This is a genomic window from Bradyrhizobium sp. CCGUVB4N, assembly GCF_024199945.1.
Taxonomy (GTDB): domain Bacteria; phylum Pseudomonadota; class Alphaproteobacteria; order Rhizobiales; family Xanthobacteraceae; genus Bradyrhizobium.
In genome coordinates this window covers 3,405,436-3,423,554 of record NZ_JANADP010000001.1, presented here as the reverse complement: position 1 = coordinate 3,423,554, position 18,119 = coordinate 3,405,436, and the positions used below count along the sequence as shown (strand labels likewise).

Annotated in this window: 18 protein-coding genes; 11 read left to right on the top strand and 7 right to left on the bottom strand. The window is 64.8% G+C overall.

The genetic code is table 11. From position 1 onward, the window contains the following. The first annotated feature begins 40 nt into the window (after positions 1–40). From NLM31_RS15450 to NLM31_RS15440, 3 genes are read left to right on the top strand one after another with little or no spacing between them, the layout of a single operon-like run. A complete protein-coding gene (locus tag NLM31_RS15450; RefSeq protein WP_254130183.1) occupies positions 41–433 on the top strand; it encodes a RidA family protein in 393 nt (130 codons plus the stop codon). Positions 434–466: 33 nt separating this feature from the next. After that, the gene (locus tag NLM31_RS15445) at positions 467–1,159 is read left to right on the top strand and encodes an L-2-amino-thiazoline-4-carboxylic acid hydrolase (RefSeq protein WP_254192771.1); all 693 of its coding nucleotides are present in this window, start codon (positions 467–469) and stop codon (positions 1,157–1,159) included. Between the two features lie 60 nt (positions 1,160–1,219). Next, positions 1,220–1,645, top strand: coding sequence for a GFA family protein (locus NLM31_RS15440; RefSeq protein ID WP_254130181.1), 426 nt, complete (start codon positions 1,220–1,222; stop codon positions 1,643–1,645). On the opposite strand, the gene NLM31_RS15435 is transcribed toward NLM31_RS15440, so the two are convergent. After that, positions 1,642–2,547: a LysR family transcriptional regulator gene (locus tag NLM31_RS15435; protein WP_254130180.1), complete on the bottom strand. Its 906-nt coding sequence runs from the start codon at positions 2,545–2,547 to the stop codon at positions 1,642–1,644. The two genes, NLM31_RS15440 and NLM31_RS15435, sit on opposite strands and share 4 nt — an antisense overlap. A gap of 124 nt (positions 2,548–2,671) precedes the next feature. On the opposite strand from NLM31_RS15435, the gene NLM31_RS15430 reads away from it, so the two are divergent. The 3 genes from NLM31_RS15430 to NLM31_RS15420 all read left to right on the top strand — a co-directional run bounded on the left by NLM31_RS15430 (position 2,672) and on the right by NLM31_RS15420 (position 5,342). Next, complete coding sequence (locus NLM31_RS15430) at positions 2,672–3,547, top strand: alpha/beta fold hydrolase (RefSeq protein WP_254130179.1); 876 nt, start codon at positions 2,672–2,674, stop codon at positions 3,545–3,547. Positions 3,548–3,574: 27 nt separating this feature from the next. Then, positions 3,575–4,756 (top strand): MFS transporter, encoded by a 1,182-nt coding sequence (locus tag NLM31_RS15425; protein ID WP_254130178.1) that lies wholly within the window; start codon positions 3,575–3,577, stop codon positions 4,754–4,756. A gap of 79 nt (positions 4,757–4,835) precedes the next feature. Beyond that, positions 4,836–5,342: a DUF1993 family protein gene (locus NLM31_RS15420; RefSeq protein ID WP_254130177.1), complete on the top strand. Its 507-nt coding sequence runs from the start codon at positions 4,836–4,838 to the stop codon at positions 5,340–5,342. 3 nt (positions 5,343–5,345) lie between these two features. Here NLM31_RS15420 and NLM31_RS15415 read toward each other — a convergent pair whose 3' ends face one another. Next, positions 5,346–6,176: an MBL fold metallo-hydrolase gene (locus tag NLM31_RS15415; RefSeq protein ID WP_254192770.1), complete on the bottom strand. Its 831-nt coding sequence runs from the start codon at positions 6,174–6,176 to the stop codon at positions 5,346–5,348. Positions 6,177–6,270: 94 nt separating this feature from the next. Between NLM31_RS15415 and NLM31_RS15410 the strand changes: the two genes are divergently transcribed. Next, positions 6,271–7,164, top strand: a complete 894-nt coding sequence (locus NLM31_RS15410) for a LysR family transcriptional regulator (RefSeq protein WP_254192769.1) — start codon at positions 6,271–6,273, stop codon at positions 7,162–7,164. An 8-nt stretch (positions 7,165–7,172) separates the two neighbouring features. Here NLM31_RS15410 and NLM31_RS15405 read toward each other — a convergent pair whose 3' ends face one another. From NLM31_RS15405 to NLM31_RS15390, 4 genes are read right to left on the bottom strand one after another with little or no spacing between them, the layout of a single operon-like run. Further along, on the bottom strand, positions 7,173–7,937 hold the full coding sequence (locus tag NLM31_RS15405; protein WP_254192768.1) for a hypothetical protein: 765 nt from the start codon (positions 7,935–7,937) through the stop codon (positions 7,173–7,175). 1 nt (position 7,938) lies between these two features. After that, the gene (locus NLM31_RS15400) at positions 7,939–8,133 is read right to left on the bottom strand and encodes a hypothetical protein (protein ID WP_254135337.1); all 195 of its coding nucleotides are present in this window, start codon (positions 8,131–8,133) and stop codon (positions 7,939–7,941) included. Then, positions 8,133–8,591, bottom strand: a complete 459-nt coding sequence (locus tag NLM31_RS15395; RefSeq protein ID WP_254130173.1) for a hypothetical protein — start codon at positions 8,589–8,591, stop codon at positions 8,133–8,135. The genes NLM31_RS15400 and NLM31_RS15395 overlap by 1 nt, the downstream gene beginning before the upstream one ends. 20 nt (positions 8,592–8,611) lie before the next feature. Next, on the bottom strand, positions 8,612–12,031 hold the full coding sequence (locus NLM31_RS15390; protein ID WP_254192767.1) for a CHAT domain-containing protein: 3,420 nt from the start codon (positions 12,029–12,031) through the stop codon (positions 8,612–8,614). A gap of 349 nt (positions 12,032–12,380) precedes the next feature. Between NLM31_RS15390 and NLM31_RS15385 the strand changes: the two genes are divergently transcribed. Genes NLM31_RS15385 through NLM31_RS15370 form a run of 4 tightly spaced genes read left to right on the top strand, consistent with a single transcriptional unit; the run spans position 12,381 to position 17,059 of the window. Next, the gene (locus tag NLM31_RS15385; protein ID WP_254192766.1) at positions 12,381–13,838 is read left to right on the top strand and encodes a DASS family sodium-coupled anion symporter; all 1,458 of its coding nucleotides are present in this window, start codon (positions 12,381–12,383) and stop codon (positions 13,836–13,838) included. A 35-nt stretch (positions 13,839–13,873) separates the two neighbouring features. After that, the gene (locus NLM31_RS15380; protein WP_254192765.1) at positions 13,874–15,151 is read left to right on the top strand and encodes a CaiB/BaiF CoA-transferase family protein; all 1,278 of its coding nucleotides are present in this window, start codon (positions 13,874–13,876) and stop codon (positions 15,149–15,151) included. A 13-nt stretch (positions 15,152–15,164) separates the two neighbouring features. Next, the gene (locus tag NLM31_RS15375; RefSeq protein ID WP_254192764.1) at positions 15,165–15,998 is read left to right on the top strand and encodes a citryl-CoA lyase; all 834 of its coding nucleotides are present in this window, start codon (positions 15,165–15,167) and stop codon (positions 15,996–15,998) included. Next, entirely contained in the window at positions 15,995–17,059 is a 1,065-nt protein-coding gene (locus tag NLM31_RS15370; protein WP_254192763.1) for an amidohydrolase, read from the top strand. Before NLM31_RS15375 ends, NLM31_RS15370 begins: the two co-directional genes overlap by 4 nt. Here the strand turns inward: NLM31_RS15370 and NLM31_RS15365 are convergent. Beyond that, a complete protein-coding gene (locus NLM31_RS15365) occupies positions 17,013–18,011 on the bottom strand; it encodes a LysR family transcriptional regulator (protein ID WP_254192762.1) in 999 nt (332 codons plus the stop codon). The two genes, NLM31_RS15370 and NLM31_RS15365, sit on opposite strands and share 47 nt — an antisense overlap. Between the last annotated feature and the right edge of the window lie 108 nt (positions 18,012–18,119).

The window sequence follows — 18,119 nt, the reverse complement described above, 5'->3', positions numbered from 1 at the left end:
TCTCGCCGGATACGGTCCGCCCGCAATCCGGAGAAACCCCATGGCCCCAGCCCACATCGTCAGCCACAATCCCGCAACGGTCCACCCGCCCGCCGGCGGCTACTGCATGGGACTTGAACTGAAGCAGCATCGCCGGCTGCTGTTCATCAGCGGCCAGGTGCCCGAGAGACTCGACGGTACCGTGCCCGAAGGTTTTGAGGCGCAGTGCGAGCAGGCCTGGCGCAACGTCAAGGAGGTGCTCGCCGCCGCCGGTCTTGGCGTCGAGCATCTGGTCAAGGTCAACACCTTCCTGACCGACCGGGCTCAACTCGTGACCAACCGTATCATTCGCCGCGCGATGCTCGGGGACCATCAGCCTGCGCTGACGGTCATCGTCGCCGAGACGGTCGACAGCAAATGGCTGCTGGAGATCGAGGCGATCGCCGCGGAATGACAGCCCTTTCCAAATCCACGATGCGAGGGTCCGATGAATAAGATGATCCATCCCTTCTACGCGCAGCATCGCGACGCCATGGAGGCCGCGATGCGCCAACGTCTCGATCTTGCCGATACGATGCTGCGCGAGCGCGCGCAGCTCACCGATATCGACACAATCAAGCAGGAGGTGATGGACGAACTCGCCGTCGTGCTCACCCAGATGCCCTATGTCGGCGGCACCGCGAGCCGCATGAGTGAAGTCTTCATCCGCCTCACCGGATTCATGGCAACCAGCCGCGTGCTGCAGCGACATGGCGTGCCGCTGCCGGTGATCCGCGACATCGAGCGGGAAACCCACAAGGCGCAATTGCTCACCATGCCTGAGACGGAACGTCTCGCCGCGGGAGATCAATTCATGTCGCCGGAAAACCAGGCCTTTCTGCGCGAGCAGGCGGCGAAGAGCGTCACGGCAAGCCACCAGGCCGAATTTCCGGAGGACTTCGTCTACGATTTCGTCGAGCCGGGGCCGAACGACGGTTTTGAATTCGGCATCAACTACCGGGCCTGCGGTTTCTGCAAATTCGCGGGCCGCCATGGCGACAAGGAGATCCTGCCCAACATCTGCGGGCTCGATTTCGACGCCTATGCAACGCGCGGCATCCATCTGGAACGGACGCAGACGCTGGCGGGCGGTGCGAGCCATTGCAATTTCCGCTTCTCGCGGCTGCATCGTGACGGTTGACTTCGCGCTTCCGCGCGTTCACCAAAGCGAGACGCGAACTGAACGGAAGCGCGAGGCAATTTGGTGGACGATACGAACGTTCGAACTGGCCAGTGCCATTGTGGTGCCGTGCGTTTCGAGGTGACGCTCAGCGACGGCTTCAATTCGATCCGCCGCTGCACCTGTTCCTACTGCCGGATGCGCGGCGCCGTCATGGTCATGGCGAAGATGGGCGGGATCAAGTTCCTGCAGGGCGAAGATGCGCTGACGAGCTACCGCTTCCATACCGGAACGGCACAGCACTTCTTCTGCTCGACGTGCGGAATCTACACCCATCACCAGCGCCGATCCGACACGACGCTCTACGCCGTCAACGTCGCGTGCCTCGACGGGGTCAGCCCGTTCGATTTCCCCGACGTGCCCGTCATGGATGGTGTCAACCACACCAACGACACCGGCAAGCCGACGCGCCAGGCCGGCACGCTCCGCTTCACCCCGGCTGATTAAAGCCTCGCCTGCACGAGCCGCTCGCGCAAGCGCGGAACAACGAAATCGACGAAGGCGCGCAGCTTCAACGGCAGGCGGCTTTGGGTGTCGTAGACGAGATGCACCGGGCGAAGCTGCGGCTCGAATGACTCGAGCACGACGGCGAGACGCCCCGCGCGCACGTGATCGGCGATCTGATACGACACCGCGCGCACGAGGCCGGCGCCTGCGAGCGCGGCATCGATCGCCGCGTCGATCGTGTTGACGCTGAGGCGCGAGCGGAACGAGATGGTTCTTTCGGCACCATCGTGTTCGAAGGTCCACGTGCTCAGCGCCGATACGCTCTGGAACGAGACGAGGCGATGCTTGTCGAGGTCATCAAGCGTCGCAGGAATTCCATTGGCGGCGAGATAGTCCGGGCTCGCACATATCACATGCCGGACTTCGCCGACGCGCGCTGCGATCAGATTGCTGTCCGGCAGCATACCCAGACGCAAGGCGACATCGACCTGATCTTCAAGGAAATGCGCGACGCGGTCGGTGAGGACAAGACCGACCGATACTTCGGAAAAGGCTTCCAGAAAGCGCGTCACCACCGGCAGCACATGCATCCGGCCAAACATGATCGGCGCGGTGACGACCAGGTCGCCCTTAGGCTCGCTGTATTCGCCGGACGCGGCGCGCTCGGCCTCGGACAGCTGCTCCAGGATCGATTTCGCCGAGGTGACGTAGGAGCGTCCGGCCGGCGTCAGCTCCAGCCCCTTGGCCGAGCGGATCAGCAACGTGGCCTTCAGATGCGCTTCGAGCTCAGCGACCTTGCGGCTGACGGTGGCCAGCGGCAGCCGCAACTCGCGGCTGGCCTTGGACAGGCTTCCGCTCTCTACGGCTGCAAGCAGCACCGACATAGCGTCCAGGCGGTCCATAGGGCCTTCCATAAAACGAGAGGGTTCCTCCCGATCTTAGCGGCTGCCCGGCAATCCCGGGAAGCCCAAAAAGGAGGTCACCGCACGCCGCAGGGCGGTCGGAACAGCCAGAAAGGGAAGCCACATGCCCCACCCGACGCTCCACCGCACCGTCACAGTGAACGGCCGCAAGGTGTTTTACCGCGAAGCCGGAGACCCAGCCTCCCCGACCATCCTGCTGCTGCACGGCCTGCCGACCTCCAGCCAGATGTTTCGCGACCTGATGCCGGCGCTCGCCGACCGCTTCCATCTCATCGCGCCCGACTACATCGGCTTTGGCCATTCCGACGCGCCATCCCGGAACGAGTTCACCTACACCTTCGACAACCTCGCCGCACATGTCGCCGGCCTCGTCGATGCGCTCGGGCTCACCTCCTATATCCTCTACATGCAGGACTATGGTGGCCCCATCGGCTTCCGCCTGTTCACGCAGCGGCCCGAGCAGGTGAAGGGCTTCATCATCCAGAACGCCAACGCCTACATGGAAGGCGTCGGCGAAGCGCCCAAGAAAGTGCTGCTGCCGCTGTGGGAGAACCGGAACGCCGAGACTGAGAAGCCCGCGCGGGACTTCGTCAGTATCGAGGGCACCAAGTTTCATTGGCTCGTCGGCGCGAAGAATCCCGAAGCCGTTAACCCCGACAACTGGATCCTCGACCAGGCGCTGCTCGATCGTCCGGGCACGCAGGATTACCAGGTCGATCTGCTCGAGAACTACAAGAGCAACATCGCGCTCTATCCCGACTGGCAGGCCGCTTTCCGCCGCTACCTGCCGAAGACCTTGATCGTCTGGGGCAAGCACGACCCGTTCTTCATCCCGCCGGGCGCGCGCGCTTATCTGAACGATCTGCCGGACGCAAAGCTGGTCTGGCTCGATAGCGGACACTTCGTGCTCGACGAAAATGTTGCGCAGGTCGCCTGCGAGATCAAGGCGCGGTTCGCGCCACAGCAGACCGCTGCCTGAACCATCCTCCCATCAAGGACAACAATCATGGACCGCCGCCTTCTCGTCCTCTCGATCGGCATGTTCGCGCTCGGCACCGACAGTTTCGTCGTGGCCGGCGTGCTTCCCGAAATCGCCAGGCATTTCGATGTCAGCATTGGAGCTGCCGGGCAAATGACCACGATCTACTCGGTGACGTTCGCACTGCTGTCGCCGACCATCGCCGCGCTCGCAGCTGGCGTCTCTCGCAAGACCATGCTGATCGCAGGCGCCGCCGTGTTCGTGCTTGCGAACCTCGCGACCGCGATCTCGCCGACCTTCACCATTGCGCTGCTGACCCGCGCACTGGCCGGCGTCGGCGCCGCGATGTTCTCACCCACCGCGACCGGCTCCGCCGCGATGCTGGTGCCGCCCGAGCGGCGCGGCTATGCACTCTCCATCGTTGTCGCCGGACTGACGCTTTCAACTGCACTGGGTTCGCCCACGGGCGCGGTGATCGGCGGCCTCGGCGACTGGCGCTACACGATGCTGTTCGTCGCCGCCCTCGGGACGGCCGCCGGCCTCGGTGTCTGGGCGTTCCTGACCGACGTGCCGCTGCCACCAGCCGTCTCGCTCTCCAAGCGCCTCGCGCCGTTGGCCGACTCCCGCATTCTGCTGACGCTTGCGACGACGCTGGTTAATCTCAGCGGCATCTTTACGGTCTACACCTACTTTGCCGTCGCCTTCGACCGCGCCATCGGCAACGACGCGCTCGTGCTGGGCACCCTGCTCGTGCTCTGGGGCGCGGGCGGCACGGTCGCCAACCTCGCCTTCGGCCGGTTGATCGACCGCATTGGCTCGCGCATGGTCATCCTGTCGACGCTGGTCGTGCTCGCCATCGTCAGCGCGACCATGCCATGGACCAGCGCCAGACTGTGGACCGCAATCCCCGTCGTCGCGATCTGGGGCGCTGCGGGTTGGGGCCTCTTGGTGCCGCAGCAATATCGCCTCGTTGCGCTGGCACCGTCGATCGCGCCCGTTCTCCTTGGGCTCAACACTGCCGGTTCGTTCTTCGGCATGTCTGCGGCAGGCTTGATCGGTGCGGCGGCCATCCCGCTCGTCGGTGCGCACTATCTCGGCTTTGTCGGCGCGGGCCTTGCTGTTTTGGCCTTCATCCTCGCCGAACTCGCGACGATGCGTATCGCTGCGGCGGAAACGTCCCGCACCGCGGCGTGCACCATGCCGGCGTAGCGATTACAAAAGCCAGCGGGGTCGGTGCCACGGGCATCGGCCCCTACGGCGTGACCGCGCAATGTCAGGGAAGATGCCCATGTATTACGACGTCGTTTCACAGTGCACGCAAAACCTTGCCAATCTCCTGAGCTGCCTCGACAAGGCCGAGCAGCATGCAGCCGCGAAGAAATTCGATGTGGCGGTGCTGATGAGCAGCCGCCTCGCGCCCGACATGCAGGACTTCACCTATCAGGTGCAAAGCGCCTGCAACTACGTCAAGGCCGCGGCCGCCTGGCTTTCGGGCCAGACACCGCCAAGGCACGAGGACAACGAACGCACCATCGACGAGCTGCGCGCCCGGATCAAGAAGACCATCGCGTTCGTGAAAAGTGTCCCCGAGGCGCAATATGCCAACGCGGGCGAGCAGAAGGTCAGCCTCTCCTGGGCTCCCGGCAAATTCCTCGGCGGCCGGGATTATTTCTTGCAGATGACGATCCCTAACACCTACTTCCACATCGCCATGGCCTACGCCATCCTGCGCCACAACGGCGTCGATATCGGCAAGCAGGATTTTCTCAAGCCGATCAATTTCGTTGAGGGCTAAACCTTACACGTGCCCACCACACCGGCAGTTCTCGTAGTCGACGGGATCATGACTGTTGAAAATCGTCACGTGGTCGCCGTGGCTCAGCTTCAGCTCACGCAGCCGCGCCTGGTTGGCGACACGGGCGGTGTGGTCCATGTCGACGCGGCGCTGGAAATAGCGGAGCACCAGCGGCGCGCGCGGTGAGGCGTCGAGCTGGGCGTGATGGAAATAGCTGTCGCCGGCATGCAGCAGCCATTTGTCGCCTGAGCGGACCGCGATGCCGCAATGGCCGAGCGTGTGGCCGGCGAGCGGGATCATCAGGATGTCCCCTTCCCGGTCGCCGAGCGCACGGACGCCCTTGAAGCCGAACCAGTCCTCGCCGGCCTCACCGTAGAAACTCCAGCTCGGCCCATGGCTCCACTGTCCCCCGACATAGCGCCCCTCGGGCGGCGCGGGCTTTTGCAACACCGCCATGTCGTATTCGGTGCGATGGACGTGGATCGCGGCCTGGGGAAAGTCGGGCACGCCGCCGGCGTGATCGCGGTCGAGATGCGTCAGCAGCACGTGGCGTACGTCATTGGGGGAGTAGCCGAGCGCCTTCACCTGCTGCACGGCCGTCTCCGCCGGATCGAGCTTTGGCGCGGTCTGCCGCAGCCAACGTTTCCCGAGCCGGTCGGGCGTGGCGATATCGCCGAGGCCGATGCCGGTGTCGACCAGAGCAAGGCCGTCACTGGTCTCGATCAGCAGGCAATGGCAGACCATGCGGGCGCGCTGGAACAGGCCGCCGGTGCCGTTCACCAGCCGCCGGCCCATCGGGCACATCGTGCCGGTGTTGAGATGATGGATCTTCATGGATGACGCTCGCCTGTTGTGAACGGGCCGTTCTTGTCATTTTCCAATCCATAGGTAAAATATCGAATATTGATACTATCTCTAGGCGTACCCTATGGATATCCGCGAGCTTCGCTACTTCGCCGCCGTCTACCGCGAGCGCAACCTGACGGCTGCGGCGCGCAGCTGCTTCGTTTCGCAGCCGTCGATCTCGACCGCGATCACCAATCTGGAGGCCGAGCTCGGCACCACGCTGTTCATCCGGCACAAGAAGGGCGTCGCGCCGACCGCATCGGCCGAGCAGTTTCACACCGTCGCCCGCCGCATCATCGACGAGGCCGATGCGGCGCGAAAGCTGTTCCGCAAACCGAGCACCAAGACCACGGTCACGCTCGGCCTGATGCGGACGCTCGACGTGCCGCGGACCATCGCGCTGCTGAAGCCGCTGACGTCACACAGCGACATCGCGCTCCGGCTCGTCGGCCATGACGAACGCGCGGATGCCAGGATCATCTCGAAGAGCATGCTTGGGGATGACGAGCATTTCGTCCCGCTCTGGAGCGAGCGCTATGTCGCAGCGCTGCCGCCGTCGCATCCGCTGACGCTGAAGGACAAGCTCCGCGCCGCTGACCTCGCCGAATTCCCCATGATCGATCGCTGCCATTGCGAGCAGAGCGCGTTCTTCGGTCGCACCGCGCAACGGCGTCCCTCCGCGGCGATCGCGCAATCGGAGGATTGGGCGATGGCGCTGGTCGCGGCCGGTATCGGCATCGCCATCGTCCCCGAGGGCGTGGCCAAGAGCCATCCGGATGTCGCGATCCGGGAGATCGAGGTGAAGGTCAAACGCGAGGTCGGGCTCGCCTATCGCGCGTCAGTGCCGCTGGCGGACGCGTTGAAGGATTTGGTCGGGAAGCTCCGCAAGCAGCGATCCCAACGCGGGCGGAGCGAGCGCCGCCCCGGCGTGCGCAAGCCTGCCGGCCGCGAACGCCGATCGGGCCTGCGCGAATGAGGCCACGATTATCCGAGCAAGCCCTTCAGGCCCGCATAAATCGAACCAACGGCCGTTACCGCGACACCCGCCAGCGGCCCCACGGTCTGCATCAGGTCCTGAATCAGGCGGGCACGGCGGCGGAGCTGTTCCTCACCGACATGCTGTCCGAGCAATCGCGCCATCCTGAAGGCAAATGCGTTCGGCTTGCCTCCCTGGCTGAGCACGCGCGGCAGGACCTGGAAGATCACGACTCCCAGGATATTTCCGGAAATGAAGGCGAGCAGGATGCTCGCGCCGTATTCGAACACCTCCCGCCATTCGACCCACACCGTCGGCAGGATCGGAACGCCGTCGTGCAGTCCCGTCACCGTGAGCATCGCCTGGATACTGACGCTGGCCAGCAGCAACGCCAGCACGAACGCTCCCAGCGCCGAGACCCTGTGCAGGGGATAGGCTGCGAACCCGAACAGCAGTGGGACCATGATCGACGCGATCCGGAGCGGAATCGGAGAGAGGTTGAAGGTGATCGTGATCAGAAAATGCGTGATCGTCAGCAGGATGGCCGGAACGACGACGTAGAGAAGGGCATGCGTCCCGAAATAGCGCAGCGGATTCTTGTAGCGCTCGAGCCGGACATTGACCCGGTCGAGGTCGCGCCTGAGCCGGTCGAGCTCGGCAACGATATCCTCGATCTCCAGAAGCGTCGGTCGCACGACGCGCAAATCGCGCGAGCAGTGCTTGCACGCTATGGCCTCGTCCTTGATCGTCTCGGCGCAGAACGGACACTCCATGTCAGCGCGACTTCCTGCGCCGCATGATGGCCTCGACCTCGTCTCTGGCCCGCGTCAGCTCATCGCGCAGCTGGTCCCGCTTGCGCAGGAGATCGTCGCGCTCCGCAATCAGCGTCGCAGGGACGGCGATGTCTCGCGCACAGGACGCACAAACCAGGGCGCTCTCCGCATTCTTCGCCTGGCAGTAGGGACACATCACTTGGGGGCGACCTTGAGGGTAAAAATGGCCGTACCCGGCCGTCCGTCACTGTCCTTGATGTCGACCCGCACGGTGTAATCGCCCGGCGGCAATTCCGCATCCTGCATGTTGATCCCGTCGGCCTGCACGAACGGCTTGACCCGGGCCGTCAGATCGACGTTCGGCGAGCGCAGGAAGATCACCTTGACGGAGTCCGGATCGATCTTGGCGCCCCCGAACGACTCGAACTTCAATTGGAGTTTCAAGGGAGATGCGACGGAATCACCGGGCGACACGAACTCCACCTTCGGACCGCGCAGGATACCGCGCCGGTCGGTCGTGACCGCCCCCTTCGGGGGCGGCAGCTTGGCCTCGTCTTCGGTGATCAATTGCGTTGCCCGCGACGTTCCCGAAAACAGGAGACCTGCCGCCAGAAGATTTGCCGCAACGAGCCCGAACAGGATATTCCGCGTCATCGTCCTTCCCATCTTCTCAATCATCGCACGCCGCCATCGCCGATGATGGTATACGGCGCCCAGAACAGCGGATGCGCATAGGCAAACTCGGTCTTGCCCTCGCCGTTCAGGTAACCGGGGCCGTCGACCAGGGCCATCATCGCCTGCCGCAGCGCTTCGCTCCGCGACAGTTTTGGATCGTCCGCCTGCCGCTTGAACAGATCGGTCACCAGCTGCCGCGCGGATTGCGAATGCACCGACCAGTTCGTCACCAGCAGCGCGCGCGTCCCCGCGTAAAAGAAGGCGCGACCAAGTCCGGATGCGGCCTCCGCGCCTGCGCCTGCGCCGGCACCGGTGTTGCAAGCCGACAGGATGACCCAGTCGGCGTCGAGCTTGAGGCCGAGAATCTCCTCCATGGTCAGGAGGCCGTCGCCGCCTTCACCCGTCACCGTTGGCGATGACAGTGCGAGCGCCGGCTGGGTCAATCCGTTGAGCTCGCCCGGCACAAGGCCGTGGGTGGCAAATGCGAGGATCTTGAATCCGGAGAGGTTCATCGTCTTGACCGCGTTCTCGGTCGCGTTCTTGCCGAGGAACAGCACCTTGGAAGGATCAGCCTGCAGCGCCAGCGCGATCGATTTGAGTTCGTCGGCCGTGTCTGGAAGGCGGGGCAAGAGACCGAGTTCGGCGCTGTCGACGCCGTCGAGCTTCGGGCTGTTGCGGCGCTTCAGCGGCATGCCGCGCGTGACGTTGCCGCCGACATCGGCGACCTGCACCTTTTCGCCGGCGCCTTCCGCCTCGGCCTGCTGATCCGTGTTGAAATAGGGATCGCCAAACGCCACGAGATCGCCGCGGCCGGGCTTGCCGGGCGGCAACTGCCGCAGCGTGCGCAAGGCGGCGGCCGAGGGGACCGTCGAGACGGCATGGGTGCGCGCAAGCCATGGCACGTTCCGATAGCCGACGAAGAGCGGATCCTCGTCCGCGGCCACCTCGGCCGGCGCCGTCGGCAACAGCGACAGCGGCAGCAGGCCGAGCGCGCCATTCGTGACCACGATCAAGTTCCTGGCCGGCTTCCATCCACTCTCGACCGGCTTCAGCAACAGCTCGTAGAGCTCGTAGCCGAGCTTGAGATCAAACGGCGGAATGTCCGAGATCATCGCAGCCTGCGGCTCGAGCGCCTCGCGCAGCTTGCGGATCTTGGTCTCGACGTCGCCGATGCTGGCCTTGACGGCCGCGAACGCCACCGGCCCCGATTTCGGCACGGCCCAGACGAAGCTGCCATACTGCCCGAAATAGAACGACAGCATGGCCTCGTTGTCGGCCAGCGTCGCACGGATTTCGGCGACGGCCGGCGGCTTCGGCGAGACCAGATCGGCGTAGACCGGAAACTTCTGCTTGATCTCCTGGCGCGCCTTGTCGCGCTCGCCACGCAAGGCGACGATTGAGGCCTGGATCTGCTGCGCGCCCTTCTCGTCGCGCTCCGCCGAGGGAATGGCGAGAACGTTGGTGAGCGTGCCGAGCTGGGCGTTGACCTGCTTGGTGAGGTCCTGCTCCTTGCGCACGAGCTCGGCCAGCGCGGGATCCTTCGCCGCCGCACGCGCGCTGGAGGCGGCCAGCGCCTGCTGCACGGAGCGGCCGCGGATCGCGTCGGCCAGGCCGAACGTCTCCTCACCGATGCCGCTGCCGGTGCCTTCGGCCCGCGCCAGCAGCAGGAGGTAGCTCTCGACGATGTTCTGGAGCCGCTGGCTGCGCGCGGCCACGACGGTCGTGTTCTCGTCGTCGGCGTTCTCGTTTGCGTTCGCCATCATGATCGGGATGGCAGCCTTGAACTCCCGGATCGCGTCCGCATCGCGCCGCGCGCGCATCAAGCCGATTGCAAGCGTGCCGCGCGCCGACGCCGCATCGAAATGGTTCTCGCCGACCCGTCCGATCTGCTTCTTGACCAGTTGCTCGGCGGCGGCGATGCCGGCGTCGAGCTGGCCGGAATTGTAGAGCGCGAGAATGCGCGCCGGATTGAGCTCGATGACCTGGCGGCGTTGCGGATCCCAATTGGCAACCGCCTTGTCGATCCGCGCAAACATGTCGCTGGCTTCGGCATTCTTGCGCTGGATGTTCAGGATGCCGGCGAGCTGCGAGAGCAGCTGCACGGTCGATTGCGAGTCATCCGGCACGCCGACCGTCTTGTTGATCTCGAGCGCGACGCGGCCGAGCTGCTCGGCTTCGTCGTAACGGCCCTCGTCGACCAGGATTCCGGCCAATCCCATCACGTAGCGCGGCATGACCGGATTGTATTTGCCGGTGTCCTTCAGACGCGACAGCAGCGCCCGGCGCGCATCGACCTCCGCTTCGGCGAGCCTGCCCTGCCGGGCCTTCATGCGGGCCTCGCTCAAGACCATGTAGTCGATCGACTGCAAGACAACGGTTTCGGCGGGCGGATTTTCCGACTCCATCACGGCCTTCATGCCGGCGCGCTTACGCTGCTCGGCCAGGCGATAGGAGGCTTCGGCTTCCTTGAACTGCCCGCGCGCCTCGAAGATCATGGCGCGGGTGCCCTCGATTTCCGCCTCCCAATTCTGCCCCATCCTCGCATAGGAGGTGCGCCACCCGGGAAGGCCGCTCGTGCGAGCCTCCTGGATGCCGGCCAAGCTGCGGCGCAGATAGCCCTCGGCTTGCGGCACATCACCCATTTGAATGAGAATGCCGGCGATCGAGCGATTGGCGTTGAACAGATACCCCTTCGCGCCCGGCATGGTGGCGACCTCGCGCAACTGCCTTTGCATGATCTCGAGTGCGCGCTTTGGATCGCCATTGGCAGAATATTGGATGGCGGCTAGCTGGGTCAGCCGGCCCATCATGGCCGCGCTGATCGCGCCGCGTCCCACCTCGACGGCCTTGTTGGCGTCAGCGATGGACTCGGCAAGCCGCCCGAGCTGGGAGCGCGCATTGGCGCGATCGAAATAGAACTGGGCGAGATCCTCGCGGGACTCCTTGCCGGTGGGAGCCGAATCCGCGTCCTGCTTCAGCTCAGCGATCAGCTTTTCGTTCGGCTTTTCGCTGTCGAGGATCGCGGTGATGTCGGAGATGGTGCGCGGCGGCGCGATGAAATCCTTCGGCAGCGCGGTCCCCGGCGCCAGCTTGGGCGCCTCCTCCTTCGGCGCCTCGACGGCGACATTGGCGCGTCCGTTCGCGGCATTGAGCGCGGCGAGCACGCAGGCGTGGACCTGCGGTTTGGCCTTGGCGCGACAGCCCTCGATATCGGCACCAGCCCTGCGGCCTCCCTGGGCCTGCATGCAGGCCTGCACGATCGGCTTGCCGACGGTCATCCGGCAGTTCTCGATCGCCGCCTCCTTGGTCAGTGCGGCGGCGGATCCGCTCGATCCGAGCAGGATGGCAAGGGCGAGCAACTTTCGCAGGGGCGTGAAATTTCGACGGGCGTCAAGCGGCATCGCGGAATTGATGCTCATCTCAAAAGACCTTCGTGCAAATTGACTTGGTATAACGGTACAATCCTATCGCGATGGCTTGGGAGAACAAGCACCATTCGGAGCGGTTCGACCAAAAGCTGAATCGCTTGGGGCGCAGCGCAACACAGGTTCCCGGAGCCCCGTCCCGGTGGCACCTGGACGTAATCCTCGCCAAGGTTGCAAGATCGCTCGTCGTCGCGAACGCCGCACATTCCTGCGGGTTATGGTCTCCTGAAAACTTGCAATTGGACGCAGATCCGGCGGCCAAGCTACTCGCATCCCCGAAGCACGGCTCCAAAACCGTGATGGCACCGATCCATCGCCGCATGCTTCGACAGGGAGAAAACTCGTGTCATCTCACGCTCACGCGGAGGCCGGCGCGCACGCGCCCCGATCGCTGGAGGCGATGCTGAGGGCGATCGGCGTTCCCCTCGCCGTCGTCGTCGCGGCCGCCATCTGGCTCAGCCCCACCCCGGAGACGCTGTCCTTGCAGGGCCACAAGGCGCTGGCGCTGTTCGGGGGCATTTTCGTGCTCTATCTGACCGAAGCGATACCGCTCGCGATCGCGAGCCTGATGGTCGTTCCGCTTGCGGTGCTGACCGGAACGGCCCCGCTGCGGACTGCGCTCGACGGCTTCTCCGCCTCGCCGGTGTATCTGATCGTCGGCGCCTTCATCCTCGCGACCGCAATGGTGAAGACGCGCCTTGCCGAGCGGATCACCTACATCATCCTGGCGCGCTTCGGCAGCGAGCCGACACGGATCACGCTCGGCGTGACGCTGGTCAATATCGCCCTCGCCTTCCTCGTGCCGTCGTCGACGGCGCGCACGGCAATCCTGCTGCCGGAATGCCTCAGTATCCTGACGATCTTCGGAGCCGGCGCGCGCTCGCCGTTTGCGATCAACCTGCTCCTCACCTTGACGATGACGAACGCGACGATCGGCGCCGGTGTGCTGACGGCCACGGTGCCGAATCCCGTCACGGTCGAGTTCGTCGCCAAGACGAGCGGCCACACCATCACCTATGCCGAATGGCTGCTCTATGGATTCCCGCCGGCGCTGGCGATGACCCTGTTCACCTGGTGGGTGATCCAGCGGGTGTTTCCGCCGGAATTCAAAGCCGGTCACGAGCAGGCCGACGCACGGATAACGCAGAATCTCGCCGCGATGGGCCGGATGACATCCGCCGAATGGCGCGCGCTGACCGTGTTCGTCCTTGTGACCTGCCTCTGGGCGACGCAGGGTCTGACCGGACTGGACACGACCGTCGTCTGCCTGATGGGGGCCTGCCTCCTGTTTCTGCCGCGCTTCGGCGTGATGGACTGGAACGATGCCAACAAAGGCGTCTCCTGGCAGGTGCTGCTGATTGCGGGCGGCGGCGTCTCGCTCGGCGACATTCTGCTGAAGACCGGCGCCGCCAACTGGCTGGCGAATTCGATCTTCCACGCGCTTGGCCTCGCCGGTGCCTCGGCGCTGGTCGTCATCGTGGTCGTGATGTTCATCGTGCAGTTCATGCATGTGATGTTCGTCGGCACGACCGCCATGGCGACCGCCCTGCTGCCGATCATCCTGGCAATGGCGACGACTGCGGGCGTCAACCCGGTCGCGCTGGCGCTGCCGGCCGGCATGATCATCGGCGGCTACCCGCTGCTGATGTTCTACAACACCCTGCCGAACATCCTCGTCTATGGCACCGGCCGGCTTCGCGTCGAAGACTTCCCGAAAGTCGGCGTGATCATCTGCATCGTCGCCTGCCTGCTCTATGCGCTGTGCGCCGCGACCTGGTGGCACTGGCTCGGACTCGTCTGATCTCTCGCACATTTTCGTCATCCGGAGGACACCACATGACATTGCCCCTCGCCGGCATTCGCATCCTCGATCTCTCCAACGTGCTGGCCGGTCCGTTCTGCGGCTATCAGCTTGCGCGTCTCGGCGCCGAGGTCATCAAGATCGAGAATCCGAAGGGCGGCGATCTGGCGCGCCGGCTCGGCGCTGATCCGGCCATGGCGAAGAACCTGATGGGGCTGTCCTTCGTCGCGGTGAACGCGGACAAGCAATCCGTCGCGATCGATTTCAAGGCCGACGAAGGCAAGGAGATTTTCCTGCGCCTCGTCGAGACGGCGGACGTCGTGCTGGAGAATTTCCGCCCGAAGGTGATGGAGCGGCTGGGGCTCGGCTACGAGGTGCTCGCAAGGCGCAATCCGCGCATCGTCTATTGTGCCATCTCGGGCTTTGGACAGGACGGCCCCTGGGTGGGCCGGCCCGCTTACGATCAGATCGTTCAGGGATTGTCCGGCGTCATGAGCGTCACGGGCGACGCCGAGACGGCGCCCCTGCGCACCGGCTTTCCGATCGCCGACACCATTGCGGGCCTCACCGCATCCTTTGCAATCACGGCGGCGCTGGTCGAGCAGCGCCAGAGCGGGCGCGGGCGGAAGATCGACGTCTCGCTGCTCGAATCGACCCTGGCCGCCATGGGCTGGGTGGTCTCCAATCACCTCAACGGCAATGTCGATCCGCAGCCGATCGGCAACGAGAATTTCACGGCGGCTCCGTCCGGCACGTTTGCGACCGGCTCCGGGCCGCTCAACATCGCGGCCAACGAGCAGAAGCAGTACGAGGCGCTTTGCGACATCGTCGGAAAGCCCGAGTTGAAGTCCGATCCGCGGTTCAGCGAACGGCAGTCGCGCAAGGACTATCGCGTTGCCCTGAAGCGCGAGCTCGAAGCCGCCCTCGCCGCCAAATCCGCCGCCGAATGGGAGGCGCTGTTCAACGCCAAGGGCGTTCCGGCGGGCTGTGTCCTGAGCGTGCCGGAGGTGCTGAAGGAAGAGCAGATCGTCGGTCGCAAATTCGTGGAGCATCTGAATGCGACGGTGACCGGCGGACAGACGATGCGGGTCACCCGACCTGGCTTCCGGCTCGAGACCGACTATCCGGAGCCGTCGCCACCACCGAGCCTCGGCCAGGACACTGAGAGATGGCTCAGGCAACTCGGCTTCGCGGACGGCGAGATCGCAGCACTCGGCCAACGCGGCGTCGTCGCCTTCGACAACCGGCCGACGGTGAAAGAGACCGTCAAGATGCCGGACCTGAAGGCGCGCGCCGAAACTTCAAGCACGTAAGAGGACAGATTCCATGACCGATCAAGGCTCCGCAGACCTGCTGCAAAAGGCCACCCAATGGTGGTCGACCGACATCATCGACATGAAGCCCGGCGTGATCCGCTTCCGCGGCTTTCCGATCGAGCAACTGATCGGCCGGGTGTCGTTTCCGCAGATGATGTGGCTGATGCTGAAGGGCGATCTGCCCACGCCCGAGCAAGGCTCACTGCTGGAAGCAGCACTGGTCGCCGCGGTGGACCACGGTCCGCAGGCGCCGTCGATTGCGATCGGGCGGATGGCCGTGACATGCGGCCTTCCCCTCAACGGCGCGATGGCCTCGGCCATCAACGTGCTCGACGACATTCATGGTGGCGCCGGCGAACAATGCATGGAGCTGTACGCCGACATCGCGAAGCGCCAGGACGCGGGCGCCGAACTGACGACCGCTGTCGAACAGGGCCTCGACGCCTTCATCGCGGCGAACGGAAAGATCGTACCGGGGTTCGGGCATCGCTTTCATCCGCTCGATCCCCGCTCGCCGCGACTGCTCGCACTGGTCGACAGCGCGCGCACGAACGGGGTGGTGTCCGGCCGCTTCGCCGAGATCGGCCGCGGCGTCGAAGCGGTGATGCAGCAGCGCAAGGGCCGGACGATTCCAATGAACATCGACGGCGCCACCGCCGTGATCTATTCGGAGCTGGGCTTTGCACCTGCGCTGGGGCGCGGCCTGTTCATTCTCTCGCGCTCGGTCGGTATCCTTGCCCATGCGTGGGAGCAATCGCAGCAGGGCGGCCGCATCAAGGGCCCGATGCCGCCGGGCATCCCCTATCGCTACACCGGCCCCGCTCCGCGGGATTTCGCCAAGTGACGTCATCCCAAGTGACGTCATCCCAGGCAGCAGGCGGCAACTATCTCGCCGTGCGGCCGGATTGGCTGGCGCGCGGCGTCGAGGAGGCGCTCGAACCCGAGCTGCCGATCATCGACGCCCATCATCATCTCTGGGACCGGCCGAACTGGAGATATCTGTTCGACGAATATCGCGCGGATATCGCGGCAAGCGGCCACACCATCATGGCCAGCGTTTTCATGCAGTGCCAGGCGATGTACCGCGCCGATGCCCCCGCCGCGATGCGCGTCGTCGGCGAGACCGAATTCGTCAACGGTGTCGCAGCCATGAGCGCAAGCGGCCAATACGGCCCGCGGCAACTTTGTGCCGGGATCGTCGGCCATGCGGATCTATGTCTCGGCGATCAGGTCGCTTGTGTGCTGGAGGCTCACATCGCCGCGGCGCCCGGACGATTCCGCGGCATCCGACACATCACGGTGTGGGATGCCGACCGAAGCCTGATGAACCCGTTGAGCGCCGGCCCGCCGGGCCTGCTCGGCGACAGCACATTCCGCGCCGGCTTTGCGCGACTGGCATCCCTCGGGCTCGTGTTCGACGCATGGCTGTTCCATCCGCAAATCGACGAGCTGACCGCACTTGCGCGTGCCTTTCCGCGGACGACGATCGTGCTCGATCATCTCGGCGGCATCGTGGGGATCGGCGCCTACAGGGACCAGCGCGAGGACATTTTCGCCGCATGGTCGCGTGCCATCCGCGAGCTCGCAGCTTGCGACAATGTCTGCGTCAAGCTCGGCGGTCTCGGCATGCGCATCAATGGATTCGGTTTCGAGACCCGCGACGTCCCGCCGTCCTCGGAAACGCTCGCCACAGCCTGGCGTCCTTACATCGAGACTTGCATCGAGGCATTCGGCGCGCAGCGATGCATGTTCGAAAGCAATTTTCCGGTCGACAAGGGCTCCTATGGATATGGCACCGTGTGGAATGCGTTCAAACGCCTGACGCGTCACGCCAGCCAGAGTGATCGCATGAACCTGTTCAGCGCGACTGCCGCGCGCGTTTATGGACTCGCTCCGTCCGGTTGACCACGATGGTCGGCTTGGCTGCCGCGCCATCCGTCATGCCAGGCAACGTGACCTGTTCGAGGAAGTCACGCCCCTTGGATTTGAGCAGGCCGACGACGCGCTGCGCGGCCGGAGAGAGATAACCGTCGCGGCGGGTGACGAAGCCGAGCGGCCGACGCATCGTCGTGGTGTCGATCATCAACCGGTCGAGCTGGGTGCCCAGCCGAAGCGGATGCAGGTTTCGCGTCGACGTGAAGCTGAGCAGCGCCGTATCGGCGATCAGCTTCGGCAAAGTCGTGATCGAGTTGGTCTCGATCTGGACATTGGGCGGCGGCAGGCCATGCGCCTCGAAGACGTTGTCGAGCCATTGCCGCATCGCCACGGTGCGGGCCGGCAGCACCCATTTCGCGGCGACGAGATCCTCGATCGCGAGCCGTTGGCCACATAGCGGATGGTCCTTTGCCGCGACGACGACAACGTCGTCCATGCCGAAGGCTTCGTGCGCGAATTCCTGCTCGTCGGAGGGAAGGATCGGACCGATGGCAACGTCGAGGACTCGTTCGCGAAGCGCCGCCCTGACCACGCCGCTCATGCCGATCTGCACTTCGATCGCAAGCCCAGGCGCATCCGCAATGATCGCGCGGCAGATCTGCGGCAGCAGGTACTCGCCCATCGTCGCGCCGCAGCCGATCCCGACGCGTCCGGCGGTGCCGGCGGCAAAATCAGTCACCTCACGCAGCGACTCCTCCATGGCCTCGCGCATGCGGCGCGCGCGTGCCAGCAGCACCTCGCCGACGCGCGTGAGGGTGATGCCGCGTCCGGTCCGCTCGAACAGATCGGCCCCGACTGCATCCTCAAGACGCTGGATGCATTTGGTCAGAGCGGGCTGGGTGCGTCCGAGCTTGTCGGCGGCCCGGCCCATATGGCCGAGATCAGCGATCACCTCGAAATAAGTGAGGTCGCGAAGGTCCACCTCTTCCTCCCGGTTATCGATTCCAAAACATTAGCGATTGGACCATCGTCCGCTCGGTCTGGCATGCCTGAACCTAACACAGCCGGGCTCCCCAGGGGTAACCGGCCT